This is a genomic window from Desulfosarcina alkanivorans, from assembly GCF_009688945.1.
Taxonomy (GTDB): domain Bacteria; phylum Desulfobacterota; class Desulfobacteria; order Desulfobacterales; family Desulfosarcinaceae; genus Desulfosarcina; species Desulfosarcina alkanivorans.
Genome location: NZ_AP021874.1, coordinates 2,450,981 through 2,465,215, shown reverse-complemented (window position 1 = coordinate 2,465,215; position 14,235 = coordinate 2,450,981). Strand labels below are relative to the sequence as shown.

The following is a 14,235-nucleotide window of genomic DNA, read 5'->3' as shown; positions in this document are numbered from 1 at the left end:
GACCGTCATGGCGCTCAACATGGATGCCATCGGTAAACCCATCGGCCCCATGAAACGGGACTACACCTGGAAGGATGCCGCCCTGTATGCGCTGGGGGTCGGCGCCGGGTTTTCCGAACTCGACTATTGTTTTGAAAAAGACCAGCAGGTCATCCCCAGCTTTTCCATCGCGATGATTTTCGATTTTCTGTCACAGGCGGCCATCGCTTCAGGGGTGAACCTGGCCGGCATCCTGCACGGGGAGCAGGAGCTGATCTTCCACCGCCCCATCCCGACCGACGGCACGCTGTTCACCACCGGACGGATTGTGGATTACTTCGACAAGGGAAAAGAGAAGGGCGCCCTGATCGTGGCGCAAAGCGATACCGTCAACGCTGACGGGCGAAAGCTGTTCACCAGTGAGACCACCATATTCGGCCGTCTGGACGGCGGGTTTGGCGGCCAGGACCGGGAAAAGCCTCCCGTGGAATTTCCGGACCGGGAACCCGATATGGTGGTCGAGGCGTCGCCATCCCCGGACCAGCCTTTGATTTACCGGCTGTCGGGGGACATTTTTCATCTTCACGTAGACCCGGAATTCGCACGGATGGCCGGGTTCGACCGGCCCATCATGCACGGGCTGTGCACCCACGGATTCGCCTGTCGGGCCCTGATCACATCTCTGGTGCCGGGCCGGCCCGATCAGGTCCGCCGCCTGGCCTGCCGTTTTTCGAAAACGTTGTATCCGGGGGTTCCCATCCGGACCCTGATCTGGAAAACCGCCGACGGAAAGGCCGTCTGGCGTACCGTCAACGCCGAAAACGGCCAGACCGTCATCGACAACGGTGAATTCGAATACGGTGACATTCCCGGTGAAGAAATCCGCTTCGACGACCGGGTGGCCGTGGTCACCGGTGCCGGTGCGGGCCTGGGCCGGGTCTATGCCCTGGAACTGGCCCGGCGGTGGGTCCTCCTCTCCGGCGGACCGGGTGGTTGCCGAAATCCGGGCTGCGGGCGGGCAGGCCGTGGCCAATTATGACAGCGTGGCCAGCGCAGACGGTGGCGGGAACATCATCCGGACCGCTCTGGACGCCTTCGGCAGGGTGGATATCCTGATCAACAACGCCGGCATCCTGCGGGACAAAAGCTTTGCGAAAATGCCGCCGGAGGCCTGGCAGGCGGTGCTGGACGTGCATCTGAACGGCGCCTACCACGTGACCCGGCCGGCCTTTGCCGCCATGAAGGAAAGAGGATACGGGCGCATCATCATGACCACTTCGGCGGCCGGGTTATACGGCAACTTCGGCCAGGCCAACTATGCCGCGGCCAAGATGGGCCTGGTGGGGCTGATGAACACGTTGAAGCTGGAAGGGCAGAAATACGGCATCATGGTCAACACGGTGGCGCCTCTTGCCGCCTCCAGGCTTACCGAAGACGTGATGCCGCCCGATCCGTTCGATCGCTCCAAACCCGAATTCGTGGCGCCGCTGGTGCTGTTCCTGTGCAGCGACAGCTGCAACCGGACCGGGGCCATTTTCAATACCGGGATGGGCTTTGTTAACCGGGCGGCGGCGACTGGTCGGTGGCCGTCAGGAACCGGACCTGCACGGTCTCCCGGTGGCGCGCGGCAGAGGCCACCTGCACCCTCAAGATCGGCGACGCGGACTTCATCCGGCTTATCTCAGGCGAACTGACGGCCATGCAGGCCTATACGTCGGGTAAACTGAAAATCAAGGGCGGCATCATGAAATCCCAGCTGATCGAAAAACTTTTCCAGTTGAAGGGATAAATTGGCTGCGGGTGATCAGCGTTGACAGCCCCTCACCCTGTCCCTCTTCCCCAAGGGGGTGAGGAAATGCCGGCATGAACGACGTTTGGGAAAATTGAGGTTTATCGTATTCACAACCAATCGATCCATACTTGCCTGAAGGACCATTTGAGATGAAGAAAATTCCGGTAGTGTCTCCCTCGCCCCTCGAGGGAAAAGGGCCGGGGTGAGGGGTGATTCAAAGCGACAACAATCCGACTTGCTTCATAAAAAGTCATTTGGCGGAGAGGAATCCATATGGCAACGGGAATCAAGGACAAAGTGACCATCATCGGCATGGGATGCACCCGGTTCGGCGAACGCTGGGACATGGGGGCCGAAGAACTGATGGTGGAGGCGTTCGAGGAGTGCCTGGCCGATGCGGGCATCGAGAAAAAACAGATCGATGCCGCCTGGTTCGGGTCGTGCATGGAAGAGGTCCATGTCTGCAAGACCGCGGGTGCGGTGTACGGTGCCGAGCAGATTCTATCGTGGGGCCTGGACCACTGTCGCCGGACGAACCGCGGTGGACGCCCCCTGTCCAAATCCCGGGCCGTCCAGTTCGAACTGGTGGAGATGGCCGCCGACGTGAAGGTCGGGCGTACGTTCATGGACAAACTGGTGGCCGACCACATCGAGGAGAAGGACATCGTGGTGGAGACCGCCATGGCCAAATTCTGGACCACGGACCTGGCCAACCGGACGGCGCCCTGAGCATTCTGGGCGATTTGGGCACTGTCGAGTCGTGCCCGCTGGTGCGCGCCTGGTGGGATGTGCGCGTCATGTCCATCTTTGCCGGCACCAACGAGATCATGAAGGGTATTGCAGCAAAATTCATGGGATTATAATCCAGAAATGGCTATTTTGACCGATATCTTCGTTATCCTCCAAATTTTATCCTCGGAATATAACTACATGCCTGTGATAAAATTTCTGGGGGGCCTCGATCTCGACCAAAATTCCTTATTTCTGAACGGACAGGGTTCGTTCTCTTTGTCTGTTTCGTTCAACTTTAGGCGATGCGGTTAAGATTCGCGCATTCAGCTATGTACGTTGAGCTTGTTTCACTGAGTTTTGAATCTTCCGATTCAAGGATGCAAAATAACAGGAAAGCCAGCTATGAAACCAAACGGCGCCTTGTCCGGCATTACCGTCATCGACCTGTCCCGCCTGCTCCCGGGGCCCTATTGCACCATGGTCCTGGCCGACCACGGGGCGCATGTCGTTGCCGTGGAAGACCCGCGACACCGGGACCGCGGCGAGTACGTCTTTCCCGTATACCGCAATAAACGCCACATGACCCTGGATCTGAAATCCGATGCCGGCCGCGATATTTTCTTCCGGCTGGTGGCGGATGCGGATGTGGTGGTCGAGGGCTTCAGGCCGGGGGTGGTGAAACGATTGGGCGTGGATTACGCCGCCGTACGCCGGGTGAACCCCGGCATCATCTACTGCGCCATCACCGGATACGGTCAGACCGGTCCCATGCGCCACGCCGCGGGCCACGATGTCAACTATCTGAGCCGCGCGGGACTGCTGGACCTGATGGGTGAACACGGCCGGGCACCGGCCATTCCCGGTATTCCGGTGGCGGACCTGGTCGGCGGCGGCATGAACGGCGCCCTGGGCATCGTCATGGCCCTGCTTCATCGGCAGCGTACCGGCAAGGGCCAGTACATCGACATCTCCATGACCGACGGCATTCTGGGCCTTTTGCCCACGGTGCAGTTTTTCCAGGCCCTGTTCGGCACCGAGCAACACCGCGGGGACACGTTCCTCGCCCACCGCTACGCCTGTTACAACACCTATGAAACGGCGGACGGCCGCTACCTCTCCGTGGGGGCCGTGGAAAACCGTTTCTGGCAGAACCTGTGCGTCCACCTGGGAAAGCCCGAATATGGGCCGCTGCAGTATGATGAACCGCATCGGGGGGAGATCATCGCCTTCATGCGGGAAACCTTCAGGCAAAAGCCGCTCGGCTGGTGGGAATGCGACCTTCAGGGCCTGGATGTCTGCGTGACGCCGATCCGAACCGTGGACGAGGCCATGGGGGATCCATTGTTCAAAGAGAGGGAGATGGTGGCGGAGCAGGATCCTGGCCCTCCCGCATTGGGCGTACCGGTCAAGCTGGCGCACACATCGGGGACGATGCGCACGGCCCCGGCGGGTTTCGGGGAGCATACGGATCAAATCCTCGGGGAACTGGGATTCAGCGGGCGGGAAATCCAGGGGCTGCGGGAAAATGGCATTGTTTGACGGTGTTTTCGCCCGGACCGGCAATTTCCGTGTCCCCGCCCGGCCCTCCCCCTTTTCCGGAACCGCCGGGAGACCATCGACCCCTTAAAAAGGACCCTATGCCATCAGACAACCCTGACCGAATCGGCATCATGGCCGACAGTCACGGCGACGCCAACGCCATCGTCATGGCCGTCGACTTTTTAAAGGGGAATGCCTGCCACGCGCTCTACCATCTGGGGGATATCTGTGACGCCCGCCGATGGGAAACCGCCGATGACTGCGTGGAACTGGTGATCCATTGCGGCATCAGGGCCGTCATGGGCAACAACGACCACACGCTGACGGCCGACGCCAGGGGGCGAAAGCCGGCCGGCATCCGGCGGGATACCCTGTCTTTCCTGGAAAATCTTCCCCTCCGGCTTTCCGTCGGCAGCGCCCGGCTGGTCCACTCGCGGCCGTTCATCAAACGGCTGGGCCTGTCGGCCATGATCGGGGGCATCGGGCAACGCGAAGCCGGCACGTTTTTCAGGGAGAATCCAGACGGGCTGCTGTTTCGCGGGCACAGTCACCAGCCGGAACTGATCAGCCCCGGGGAAGCGGATATCCGATTCTCATCCCTGGTAGCGGGGCAGACGATCGAACTGGCCGCCGTGCGGCCCTGCATCGTCACCTGCGGCGCCCTGACCGCCGGATGGGCGATGATCTGGGAGCCGGACGGCGACCGATTGCAGTGCTGCCGGTTTTCGTGAGGTCTGAACCGCCACCTTTTTCTTTTTCGACAATGTGATTCTGGCTTCGGGTCCCCTTCCCGAACAGCGTCCGGCCAGGGCCCGGGCCGACCCCGGCATCGCCCACACCGTGGTTGGGGGAAGGGGCCGACACCGGCAAGCGCAACGAAGCCGTTAACGGCGGGTTTCCGGCCGTATTGGACCTGTGATGCCCCCGTGGAACCATGCCGTCATTGTCGCCCCGCCGCCGATGACCCGGGATGAGACTGCCCGGCCTCGTCGGGGCCGGGCAGGTGGTTCTGCAGTCGGTTCACCGGGGATCTAACGCTTCTTGCCCCATCGTTTTCGGGATGTGCCGGCAAGGCCGATCAGGCCGGTGCCCAGAAGCAGCATGGTGGTCGGTTCGGGTACCGGTGCCGCCGCGGCCGGATTGTCCGTGTAGTGTCCCTTCAGGTTGACCCATGACACGCCGAAATCGCCGAAGTAGCCGTTGAACGTAACATCCAGGAAGTGGTCATCCGTGACATAGGCGGTTACATTTCCCAACGACCATATCCCCGGGTCGACTTCCCATCCGTCAACCTGACGGGTGAGATCGAGGGAGATGTCCGTGTATTCGGGTCGCTTAAAAAACCATCCGTCATAATTGTCATAGGTGCGGAACGACAGATAGGCGGCGTTGATATCATCCTCGCTGTTGATGTCTCCCCAGTCCAGGAGGTCGTTGTCCAGATCGAATGTCCACGTGTAGTCCTGATTCTGGTGATTGAGCCACACATCCTGATGTTGCGTCTCGCTGAAGAACAACGCTGAAGCCGTTGCCGCAACGCATAGAGAAACTATGGATACTGCAGATACGATTAGCAGTGCATATCGAATTTTCATATTGTCACCTTTCATCGCCGGGGCCCTGCCGGGGACACCGGGCAATCCATACGTGCCTTTCATCCTCGGCACGGAAAAGTCTGCAAAAACAAATACCACAATGTAGCATTTTTTATGCCTGATTGGAGGCGTTTGTTAAAAAATATGCAACTTACTGTAATATTTTATAAAAATTATATATACGGATTTTTCAAGGCGTCGATCATGCGCCGGTGTGAAAAAAAAGTTGTGGAAATGATACCACAATGTGGCAAATGCGCCACCGACAGGGGAGGTGCGTTATGCGTTGCTTACCGCACGTTCGGCGGCGGACAGGGCGCCTTCGAGATAGCCGCCGTGCCGGCTGGCGGTTTCCGTCCCGGCGAACAGGATGGTTTTTTCCCAGATGGCGGTTTTCCCGGCCGGAGGCTGGTAGCAGGGGTGGGTGACCATCGGCGGCTGGTCGAAAGGGGTGGCGGTGAATCGTTCGTGTGCCCAATCCTGGTAAAAGAATTCCGATGGCCGTGCCGCCGGACTGCCGAATATGGCTCCCAGCTGGCAGAGAATCGCATCGTCGAGGCGTTGCCGCTGGTTGCGCTGAACCGCTGGAATCCCCACAAATCCGGTCAGCCCATAGGGGGCCCCCCGGTCGTTTGATCCGTCATGAATTTCACCCAGCGGGCCACGCTCGCTGAATGCCTGGCCCGAAAGGCCCGATTCTCGCCAGAAGGGGGATTCGTAGAAGGCGCAAAATTTAGCCTGGCCCGCCATCCATGTGCCGGTTTTCAGCATCGCCTGTGTCAATCCGTGGGACAGGTCCGGGCTGAAGAGGATGGTGGCGGCGGCAAGACGCGGCGGCAGCGCGAGGATGACCCTGCCGGCTTTGAACCGGCATCGTGGCGCTTTCTCCAGGTCGCCGACGCTGACCCTGACGCCGTCGGTCGTTTTTTCAATCCGGCAGACCGGGTGGTTGCATCTGATGGCGCTGTCTGGGATTGTTTCGCAGAGGGTGCTGATCAGTGCCGTCATTCCGCCGCAGAGCCGCCAGGATCTGGGCTCCATGGCGCAGCCGCTGACGGTCTGCACGGTTCCATCAACGCGTTCAAAACGACCCAGTCCCTGTTCAAACTGGCGATACCCCCTGAGGCCCAGGGTCTGGACAAGGTTCGCCATTTTCGGATGAATCGCCGGCCAGTACCAGGATGGGCCGAGATCGGAGCAGAATCCCTGATGGGCGGGGCATAAAATCCTGCCGCCGACACGCCCGCGCGCTTCGAGAACGACGAACGACCGCTTTTTCCGGGACAACAGGCAGGCGGCATAAATCCCGCTGAGGCCGCCGCCGACAATCAGGGTATCTACGGTTTCCGTTGGCATGCTACCCCACAATCTGCCGCCGGATCACCGTGTCCTTTTGCCAGCGCCGATCGTTTTTTTCCGGGTAGCCGAGATTGTAGTGCAGGCCGCGGCTCTCCTTGCGGTGGGTGGCGCACTTGATGACCTGTTCGGCCACGGTGGCGATGTTGCGCAGTTCAATCAGGTCAGGAGAAACTTTGAAATTCCAGTAGTATTCGCGAATTTCCTTCTGGATGGTGTCGATGCGGCGCTGGGCGCGGGCCAGGCGTTTGTCCGAGCGGACGATACCCACGTAGTTCCACATGAGACGGCGGATTTCGTCCCAGTTGTGGGCGACCATGATCTGCTCGTCGCTGTCGGTGGTGCCCACATCATCCCAGTCCGGGATATCGGGGAAGGCTCCCTTGTCGGTTCCGTCGAGGTCCCGGACCGCCTGACTGGCGGCGGTATCGGCGTAGACCAGGGCCTCCAGCAGGGAGTTGCTGGCCAGGCGGTTGGCACCGTGCAGGCCGGTGCAGGCGGTTTCGCCCACGGCGTAAAGGCGCTTGATGTCCGTACGGCCGAACATGTCGGTGACCACGCCGCCGCACATGTAGTGGGCGGCAGGTACCACGGGGATCGGTGCGCGGGTCATGTCGATGCCGAACGAGAGGCATTTTTCATACAGGTTGGGAAACCGGCCCGTAACCACGTCTGACGGCAGGTGGGAAATGTCGAGAAAGACACTGTCCTGGCCGGTTTTTTTGAGCTCCGTGTCGATGGCACGGGCCACCACGTCACGACAGGCGAGGTCTTTGCGGGGATCGTAGCGCTCCATGAAAGAGTTGCCGTCGACATCCATGAGTCGGCCGCCTTCGCCGCGGACCGCCTCCGAGATGAGAAAGTTTTTGGCGGCCGGATGGTACAGGCAGGTGGGGTGAAACTGGACGAACTCCAGGTTGGCCACGGTGGCACCGGCGCGGTACCCCATGGCAATGCCGTCGCCGGTGGCGATGTCCGGATTGCTCGTGTACAGGTAGACCTTTCCGGCACCGCCGGTGGCCAGCAGGGTAATGCCGGCCCCGAAGGTCTTGACCCTGCGCGATTGACGGTCCAGCACGTAGGCACCGCAGCAGCGGTCTTCATGGGTGGTGGTGACCAGGCCACGCTTGATCCGGGTTGAAAACGTGATCAGGTCGATGGCCATGTGGTTTTCGAAAAAGCGGATATTGCGGTGCTGGCGGGCCCGCTCCAGAAGCACCCGCTCCACTTCCCGGCCGGTCATGTCGTGGGCGTGGACGATGCGGTTGCAGGAGTGCCCCCCCTCCCGGCCCAGATCAAAGGGCGTGCCGGGGTCGTTTCCCGGATCTTCCGCCCCGGTATTGAAACTGACGCCGATGGCCATCAATTCACGGATTCGTTCGGGGCCGCCGACGACCACCTGGCGGACCACGTCAGGGTTGCACAGGCCGTCACCGGCATCCAGGGTGTCCCGGATGTGAAGGTCAAAGGAATCCTGCCGGTCAAAGACGGAGGCGATGCCTCCCTGGGCAAGGTTGGTGTTGCTGTCCACGGCCTGCTTTTTGGTCACGATGGCCACCGTACCGCTGTCAGCCACCTTGAGCGCATACATCAGTCCTGCGATTCCGCTGCCGATAATCAGAAAATCAGTTTGTGTGTCCATGTTGTATCTTTCAGGCTCAAAATGACCTTATGGGCGATTCGCTCAGGATATTCGAAGAAGATCCCTTCAGAGATGGCAGCGATCGGTCCGGGGCCAGTCCTGTCCATATCCCGACTGCACCCGCTCTGTGTTTCAGAATGCGGCAGGGTGAGAACACCGGCCTGTCCCGCCGGATGTCATGGTTGAAGGGGCGCCGGCTAGTACAGGGAAGACCGTGACTTCCGCCGGCTGGAACTGAAGAGGCCGATGAAGAAACCGACCAGCATGATTCCGCCGCCGGTCAGCACCCACTGGATAATCCGATTGCGCTTCATCTGCATGTTTTCATCATCCAGTTTGGCGCTGAGGGTTTTTTCCGCTTCCAGGTCGGCCGTCACCTGCTGGTGGCGTTTTTTCAGCTTCAGGAACTCAGCGGACTCCTTCTTGAGGTTCTGGAAGGCGGTGCTGAGTTCATCGCGGTCCTGCTGGGTCTGGGACAGATCGGCATCGGCCACTTTTTTCTGCGAATTGAGCTGGTCGAATTTTTCCTTCAAGTCCTTGAATTTGGCGGCCAGGACGTCGTAGTCCTGCCTGACCCGGTCCAGTACCATGGCACAGGGCTGGCTGGGGGTCAGATAGCGGTTGAGCACCCACCCCTCTTTGCCGTTGTGGGTGCGCACCATGGACCACTCCTCGCCCTTTTCCAAGATTTCGAGGGCTTTCCCACTCTGGACCAGTGAAATGATTTTACGATCCGTACCCGGTCCGGTCCGCATCGTAATTTCAAAATTCTCGGACACATAAACGGTTTCCGCGACACCGGCGGCCGGGTGGATCAACAGACCGATCAGAGCCATCCAGAACCATGCCTTCAGGTTTTTCATGACCAATTCACACTCCGTTTTCGTTATGGTTGTTTCGGGGGACATCCAAAAACGGCCCCATTCTGAGTTCAAAAACAGGCATCTGTCAATAATTTCTTTTCAAACGGCAACCCCTGTGGTAACCGGAAAAGTGTAACGGAAACAGGCAGGTGAAGGTTAAATGATCGCGTACGACCTACAATGCAAGAACGGGCATCAGTTCGAAGGCTGGTTCGAAGACAGCCGGTCATTCGACCGGCAGAAAAAAGAGGGGCTGATCGCCTGCCCGGTCTGCGAAGATACCGCAGTGATCCGAGTTCCTTCCACCTTTGGCATCAAGGGGGCTTCCGGCATGACTCCCGCCGGCCCCGGCGCCAGTCTTGATCTGGCGGCCATGGGCAGGCAGATTGTCGACTATGTGGAAAAGAATTTCGACAACGTGGGGGCCGATTTTGCCGAAGAGGCGCTCAAGATGCACTACGGCGTGTCCGAACCCCGTAACATTCGCGGGGTCAGCACACCCACCGAGGAAGCGACCCTGAAATCCCAGGGCATCAATTTTTTCAAGTTCCCCGTGCCGGCAAAAGCCGAGGACGGCGGACAAAGCTCCGAGGACTGAGGTGTGGCTCAGGGGTCGGGGGTCAACGTTCGAGGGTCAATCTGTGAATTGACGGCTACTGGTTTCCTGTCTGAAAGAAAATCCAATCCCAAATCAATTCCAATTCCAATATCCAACTTTCAAACAAGGCCGAAAACCGCTGAATTGGAATTTGGGATATTGGTTATTGAGATTTGTTTGAAGTTTGGCATTTGCGTATTGTGATTTTCCCCCAGGTAGGCCGCGAATTTCCATTCAGTTTCCTATCACTGTCCACTGTTTTCCCCCTTCAGCCGTTGGGCCAGCATGGAGCGCCGCTGCCGGGGACGGTCATTGCGCAGGGCCACATCCAGGGCCTTGGTGGTGCCGATCATGACCACCAGCTGCTTGGCGCGGGTGAGTGCCGTATAGAGCAGGTTGCGCTGAAGCATGATGTAGTGCTGGGTGAGCAGGGGAATCACCACCGCCGGGTATTCCGATCCCTGGGACTTGTGAACGGAGATGGCATAGGCCAGGCCCAGTTCGTCCAGTTCGACGAAGTCGTAGGCCACCTTGCGGCCGTCGTAGTCCACCTCGGCGCGCTCATTTTCCATATCGATGCTGTCCACGATGCCGATGTCCCCGTTGAACACCTCTTTGCGATAGTTGTTGCGCAGGTGGATCACCTTGTCGCCCACCCTGAACCGGCTGCCCATGACCGCCACCTGCTCCCCGGTGGGGTTCAGGGCCTCCTGGAGGACCCGGTTGAGGTTGAGGGTGCCCACCGGACCGCGATGCATGGGGGTGAGTACCTGTATGTCCCGGATAGGGGTCATCCGGAAGCGTCGGGGAATTTCCCGCTGGCAGAGGTTGACCACCGTCTGCACCACACGCTCGGGATCGGCCTGCTCCACGAAGTAGAATTCGGAAAGGGCGTCGGGGTCGTCCGGCGGTACGATGACCGGCGGCCGGCCGTTGCGAACCCGGTGCGCGTTGACCACGATGGCGCTCAGTTCGTCCTGGCGGAAAATTTCCGTCAGTTCGAATGTCATGATCGTCCGGGAGCGGATCAGGTCCGCCAGCACGTTTCCCGGCCCCACCGAGGGCAGCTGGAACACATCCCCCACCAGGATGAGGGTCGCGGTTATGGGGACGGCCCGGATCAGCTGCGCCATGAGCAGGGTGTCCACCATGGATGCCTCGTCCACGACGACCACATCGGCAGCCAGCGGGTCGTCCTCGGTGCGCTCGAAACGGCCGTCGGCCAGGTTGTACCCCAGGGCCTTGTGCAGGGTGGCCGCCGGACGGCCGGTCACTTCGGACAGCCGCCGGGCGGCCCGGCCCGTGGGCGCGGCCAGCATCACCCGGCGCTTGAGGCCCTCCATGACGGCCGTGATGGAGCGGATCAAGGTGGTTTTGCCGGTGCCGGGACCGCCGGTGATCACCGATACCTTGTGGGCCAGCATCCGTGAGAGGATTTCCTCCTGCTGGACGGACAGGGTGATGGACAGCCGTTCCAGGACTTCCCGGGTAATCAGCCGGCTGTCCGGCGGCGTCTCGGCCAGGGGGATGGCCTGCATGGCGGATATCCGCCGGGCGATGACGGTTTCGGCCTGGTGGAGGCCCCTGGGGAAGACCAGGGGGGCACTCGCGCCATCCCCTTCGCTGGCCACCACCAGTTCGCCGGCCTGGACCATATGGTCCAGGGCCGCCGTACCGGTTTCGGGGTCGACATCGAAGTCCTCCCGGCACCGGTCGAAAAGCCGGTCCCGGGCGATATAGGCATGCCCCTGGTCCACGGCCTGTTCGAACAGGTGAAACATGCAGGCCCTGGCCCGGTCCATCTCATCCACGGGGGTGTCGGCGTGCCGTACGATGGCATCGGCGATGCCGAAACCGATGCGGGGAATGTCCTCGGCCACCCGGTAGGGGTCGTTGCACAGGATGTCGATCGCATTGCTGCCGTATTCGCGCAGCAGCCGGGCGGTATGGGCGGTGCTCACTCCGGCTTTTTGCAGGAATCGCATCAGTTGCCTGGCCGCGTGATGGGACTGCCAGGCATCGACGATGCGCCGGGCAATTTTTTTGCCGATGCCGGCCACTTCGGTGAGCCGCTCCGGCTGGGTTTCGATCACCGTCAGGGTGTCGGCCTTGAAATGGCCGATGATCCGATCGACCAGCCGGGGTCCCACACCCTTGATGAATCCCGATTTCAGGTAATTGCCGATGCCGTCCACGGTGGCCGGCAGCAGTTCCCTGAATCCGGTGAATCTGAGCTGCTGACCATAGCGGGCATGGGTTTCCCATCTGCCCCGGACCTCGATGGCATCCCCGACGCCGGGATCGGGCATGGTTCCCTTGATGGTGATGATGCGCTGGTTTTCATCGCTGCGCAGCCGGGCGATGGTGAAATGGTTCTCCCGGTTGTAGTAGGTGACCCGTTCGATGCGGCCGGCCAGTGTGATGTCGGAGGGGGGTGTCATGGGCGTTGTCTGTTATTCGTGCTGATCGAGGATCCAGCCCGCCGCCCGGTTCAGGTCGGAGGCCACATGGTCGGGCGAGCGGCCGGCTGCTTTGAGGTCCTGGATGGCGGTCTTTCCGTTTCCGGTTTGCACCAGGACCGTCCGGCAGCCGGCGGCCATGCCCGCCTGGATGTCCCTGACGCTGTCGCCCACCATGACGGCCCTGGTCAGGTCGATGCCGTAGCGCTTCCGGGCGGCCATGATCAATCCGGGCTTGGGCTTGCGGCAGTCGCAGCCTTCATCGGGCCGGTGGGGGCAATAGAAGATGTCGGTGATCCGGCCGCCGGCGCCGGCAATTGCCTGGCGCATCCGGCGATGCATGTTTTCCAGTTCGGCCAGGGGAACCATGCCCCGGTTGATGGCCGACTGGTTGGTGATGACGATGACGGCTATCCCGGCCCGGGTGAGGCGGGCGATGGCATCTAGGCTGCCCGGGATGAAGACAAACTCCGCCCAGCACTTGATATACGCCGGCGAGTCCCGGTTGATGACGCCGTCGCGGTCCAGGAAAACGGTTTTAAGAGGACCCAAAATGAATATTTACCCTTTGGAGAGCGTTAGAGGCGAATGGTGCCGGTGAAAAGGGTTCAAGGATTCGAGGGCTCAAGGGGCCAAGTGGATGTATCCTATCTATTATTAGGCTGGATATGCAGAAATATTCTACCAACGTTTATTGAACTTTTTGTCCTTCGCGAGCATTTTCCTTGGCACCTCGAATCCTCGACCCCTTGGATCCTCTGTCCTATTCGGCCACGATAAAGGCATCCGGATACCCGCTGTCGGCCAGGTGCCGCTCATACTTTTCAGCGGTGGCAAGGTCGCTGCAGCGGCCCACCCGGACCCGGTAGAAGACCGCGTCGCCCCGATCATAGGCGGTGATGTGGGCATTGGTAAAAGACCGGTCCAGCCTGGCCCTCAGACGCTCGGCATTGTCCCGGCTGGAGAAGGCGCCCACCTGAAAGGTGAATTTGCCATTGTAATAATCCATGGGCACGAAGGCCTCGCCGGATGCCGTCTGACGGCGCTTGCCCAGGGCCACAATTTCCACCCGGGCCGTGCCGGGACCGACCATGCCCAGCCGCTTGGCCCCGGTGTAGGAGAGATCGATGATCCGGCCATGAACGAAGGGCCCCCGATCATTGACCCGGACCACGATCTGCCTGCCGTTGTCCAGACGCCGGACACGGACCCAGGTGCCCAGGGGCAGGGTCTTGTGGGCCGCGGTCATGGCATACATGTTGTAGACTTCGCCGCTGGACGTTTTTCGCCCGTGGAACTTCTTGCCGTACCAGGAGGCGATTCCCTGCTGTGAGAAGTCCTTTGCGTCGGGCATGGGCTTGTACCAGGTGCCGTCCACCCGGTAGGGCTTGGGGTGGCCTTTGGGAGTCGGTGGCGGCGACGTGGAGGCACATGCCTGGATGATAAACATGCCGGCCAGTGCGGTCAGGAGCAGCCCATGCCGGCCCCGAATGGTTCCGGCCAGGGGCGGGCAGGGTCGCGTTCCGGTTCCTTTTTTCAGATTCCTCAATGGATGCCGTCTCCGGAGATTTCTCAGCGATTTGATTGTAGATCAATGAAAATTCATATCGCCAAATAACAGATTCCAAATAAATCACAAGTTCCAAAACTCAAAATCAAAACCATCGGTTGGCTTTCATT

General features: G+C 60.3%; 12 protein-coding genes and 2 pseudogenes. 7 read left to right on the top strand and 7 right to left on the bottom strand.

Annotated elements, in window-relative coordinates; genetic code table 11:
* Positions 1–7 precede the first annotated feature (7 nt).
* The 6 genes and pseudogenes from DSCA_RS32545 to DSCA_RS10935 all read left to right on the top strand — a co-directional run bounded on the left by DSCA_RS32545 (position 8) and on the right by DSCA_RS10935 (position 4,773).
* Positions 8–1,018, top strand: coding sequence for a MaoC/PaaZ C-terminal domain-containing protein (locus tag DSCA_RS32545; RefSeq protein ID WP_231716449.1), 1,011 nt, complete (start codon positions 8–10; stop codon positions 1,016–1,018).
* Positions 921–1,433 (top strand): annotated as a pseudogene (locus DSCA_RS32540) (SDR family NAD(P)-dependent oxidoreductase); the annotation flags it as partial. The gene DSCA_RS32545 and the pseudogene DSCA_RS32540, both read left to right, overlap by 98 nt.
* Positions 1,434–1,561: 128 nt before the next feature.
* Positions 1,562–1,768 carry an SCP2 sterol-binding domain-containing protein gene (locus DSCA_RS32535; RefSeq protein WP_231716448.1) on the top strand — a complete coding sequence of 69 codons (207 nt, stop codon included), beginning with the start codon at positions 1,562–1,564 and terminating at the stop codon, positions 1,766–1,768.
* Positions 1,769–2,044: 276 nt separating this feature from the next.
* A pseudogene (locus tag DSCA_RS10950) lies at positions 2,045–2,634 on the top strand (acyl-CoA dehydrogenase family protein).
* A 271-nt stretch (positions 2,635–2,905) separates the two neighbouring features.
* Positions 2,906–4,042 carry a CaiB/BaiF CoA transferase family protein gene (locus tag DSCA_RS10940; protein ID WP_155316463.1) on the top strand — a complete coding sequence of 379 codons (1,137 nt, stop codon included), beginning with the start codon at positions 2,906–2,908 and terminating at the stop codon, positions 4,040–4,042.
* Between the two features lie 98 nt (positions 4,043–4,140).
* Positions 4,141–4,773, top strand: coding sequence for a metallophosphoesterase family protein (locus DSCA_RS10935; protein ID WP_155316462.1), 633 nt, complete (start codon positions 4,141–4,143; stop codon positions 4,771–4,773).
* Between the two features lie 300 nt (positions 4,774–5,073).
* Here DSCA_RS10935 and DSCA_RS32270 read toward each other — a convergent pair whose 3' ends face one another.
* The 4 genes from DSCA_RS32270 to DSCA_RS10915 form a co-directional block, all read right to left on the bottom strand.
* On the bottom strand, positions 5,074–5,637 hold the full coding sequence (locus tag DSCA_RS32270; protein ID WP_197904773.1) for a PEP-CTERM sorting domain-containing protein: 564 nt from the start codon (positions 5,635–5,637) through the stop codon (positions 5,074–5,076).
* A gap of 279 nt (positions 5,638–5,916) precedes the next feature.
* Entirely contained in the window at positions 5,917–6,993 is a 1,077-nt protein-coding gene (locus DSCA_RS10925) for a flavin monoamine oxidase family protein (protein WP_155316461.1), read from the bottom strand.
* Between the two features lies 1 nt (position 6,994).
* On the bottom strand, positions 6,995–8,635 hold the full coding sequence (nadB, locus tag DSCA_RS10920) for an L-aspartate oxidase (RefSeq protein WP_155316460.1): 1,641 nt from the start codon (positions 8,633–8,635) through the stop codon (positions 6,995–6,997).
* A 197-nt stretch (positions 8,636–8,832) separates the two neighbouring features.
* Entirely contained in the window at positions 8,833–9,498 is a 666-nt protein-coding gene (locus DSCA_RS10915; protein WP_167527710.1) for a TIGR04211 family SH3 domain-containing protein, read from the bottom strand.
* A 160-nt stretch (positions 9,499–9,658) separates the two neighbouring features.
* On the opposite strand from DSCA_RS10915, the gene DSCA_RS10910 reads away from it, so the two are divergent.
* On the top strand, positions 9,659–10,096 hold the full coding sequence (locus DSCA_RS10910; protein WP_155316458.1) for a DUF1178 family protein: 438 nt from the start codon (positions 9,659–9,661) through the stop codon (positions 10,094–10,096).
* A gap of 245 nt (positions 10,097–10,341) precedes the next feature.
* Here DSCA_RS10910 and recD2 read toward each other — a convergent pair whose 3' ends face one another.
* The 3 genes from recD2 to DSCA_RS10895 all read right to left on the bottom strand — a co-directional run bounded on the left by recD2 (position 10,342) and on the right by DSCA_RS10895 (position 14,104).
* Positions 10,342–12,537: an SF1B family DNA helicase RecD2 gene (recD2, locus tag DSCA_RS10905; protein ID WP_155316457.1), complete on the bottom strand. Its 2,196-nt coding sequence runs from the start codon at positions 12,535–12,537 to the stop codon at positions 10,342–10,344.
* Between the two features lie 12 nt (positions 12,538–12,549).
* The gene (gene gmhB / locus DSCA_RS10900) at positions 12,550–13,107 is read right to left on the bottom strand and encodes a D-glycero-beta-D-manno-heptose 1,7-bisphosphate 7-phosphatase (protein ID WP_155316456.1); all 558 of its coding nucleotides are present in this window, start codon (positions 13,105–13,107) and stop codon (positions 12,550–12,552) included.
* A gap of 211 nt (positions 13,108–13,318) precedes the next feature.
* Entirely contained in the window at positions 13,319–14,104 is a 786-nt protein-coding gene (locus DSCA_RS10895; protein WP_197904772.1) for a septal ring lytic transglycosylase RlpA family protein, read from the bottom strand.
* Positions 14,105–14,235 lie beyond the last annotated feature (131 nt).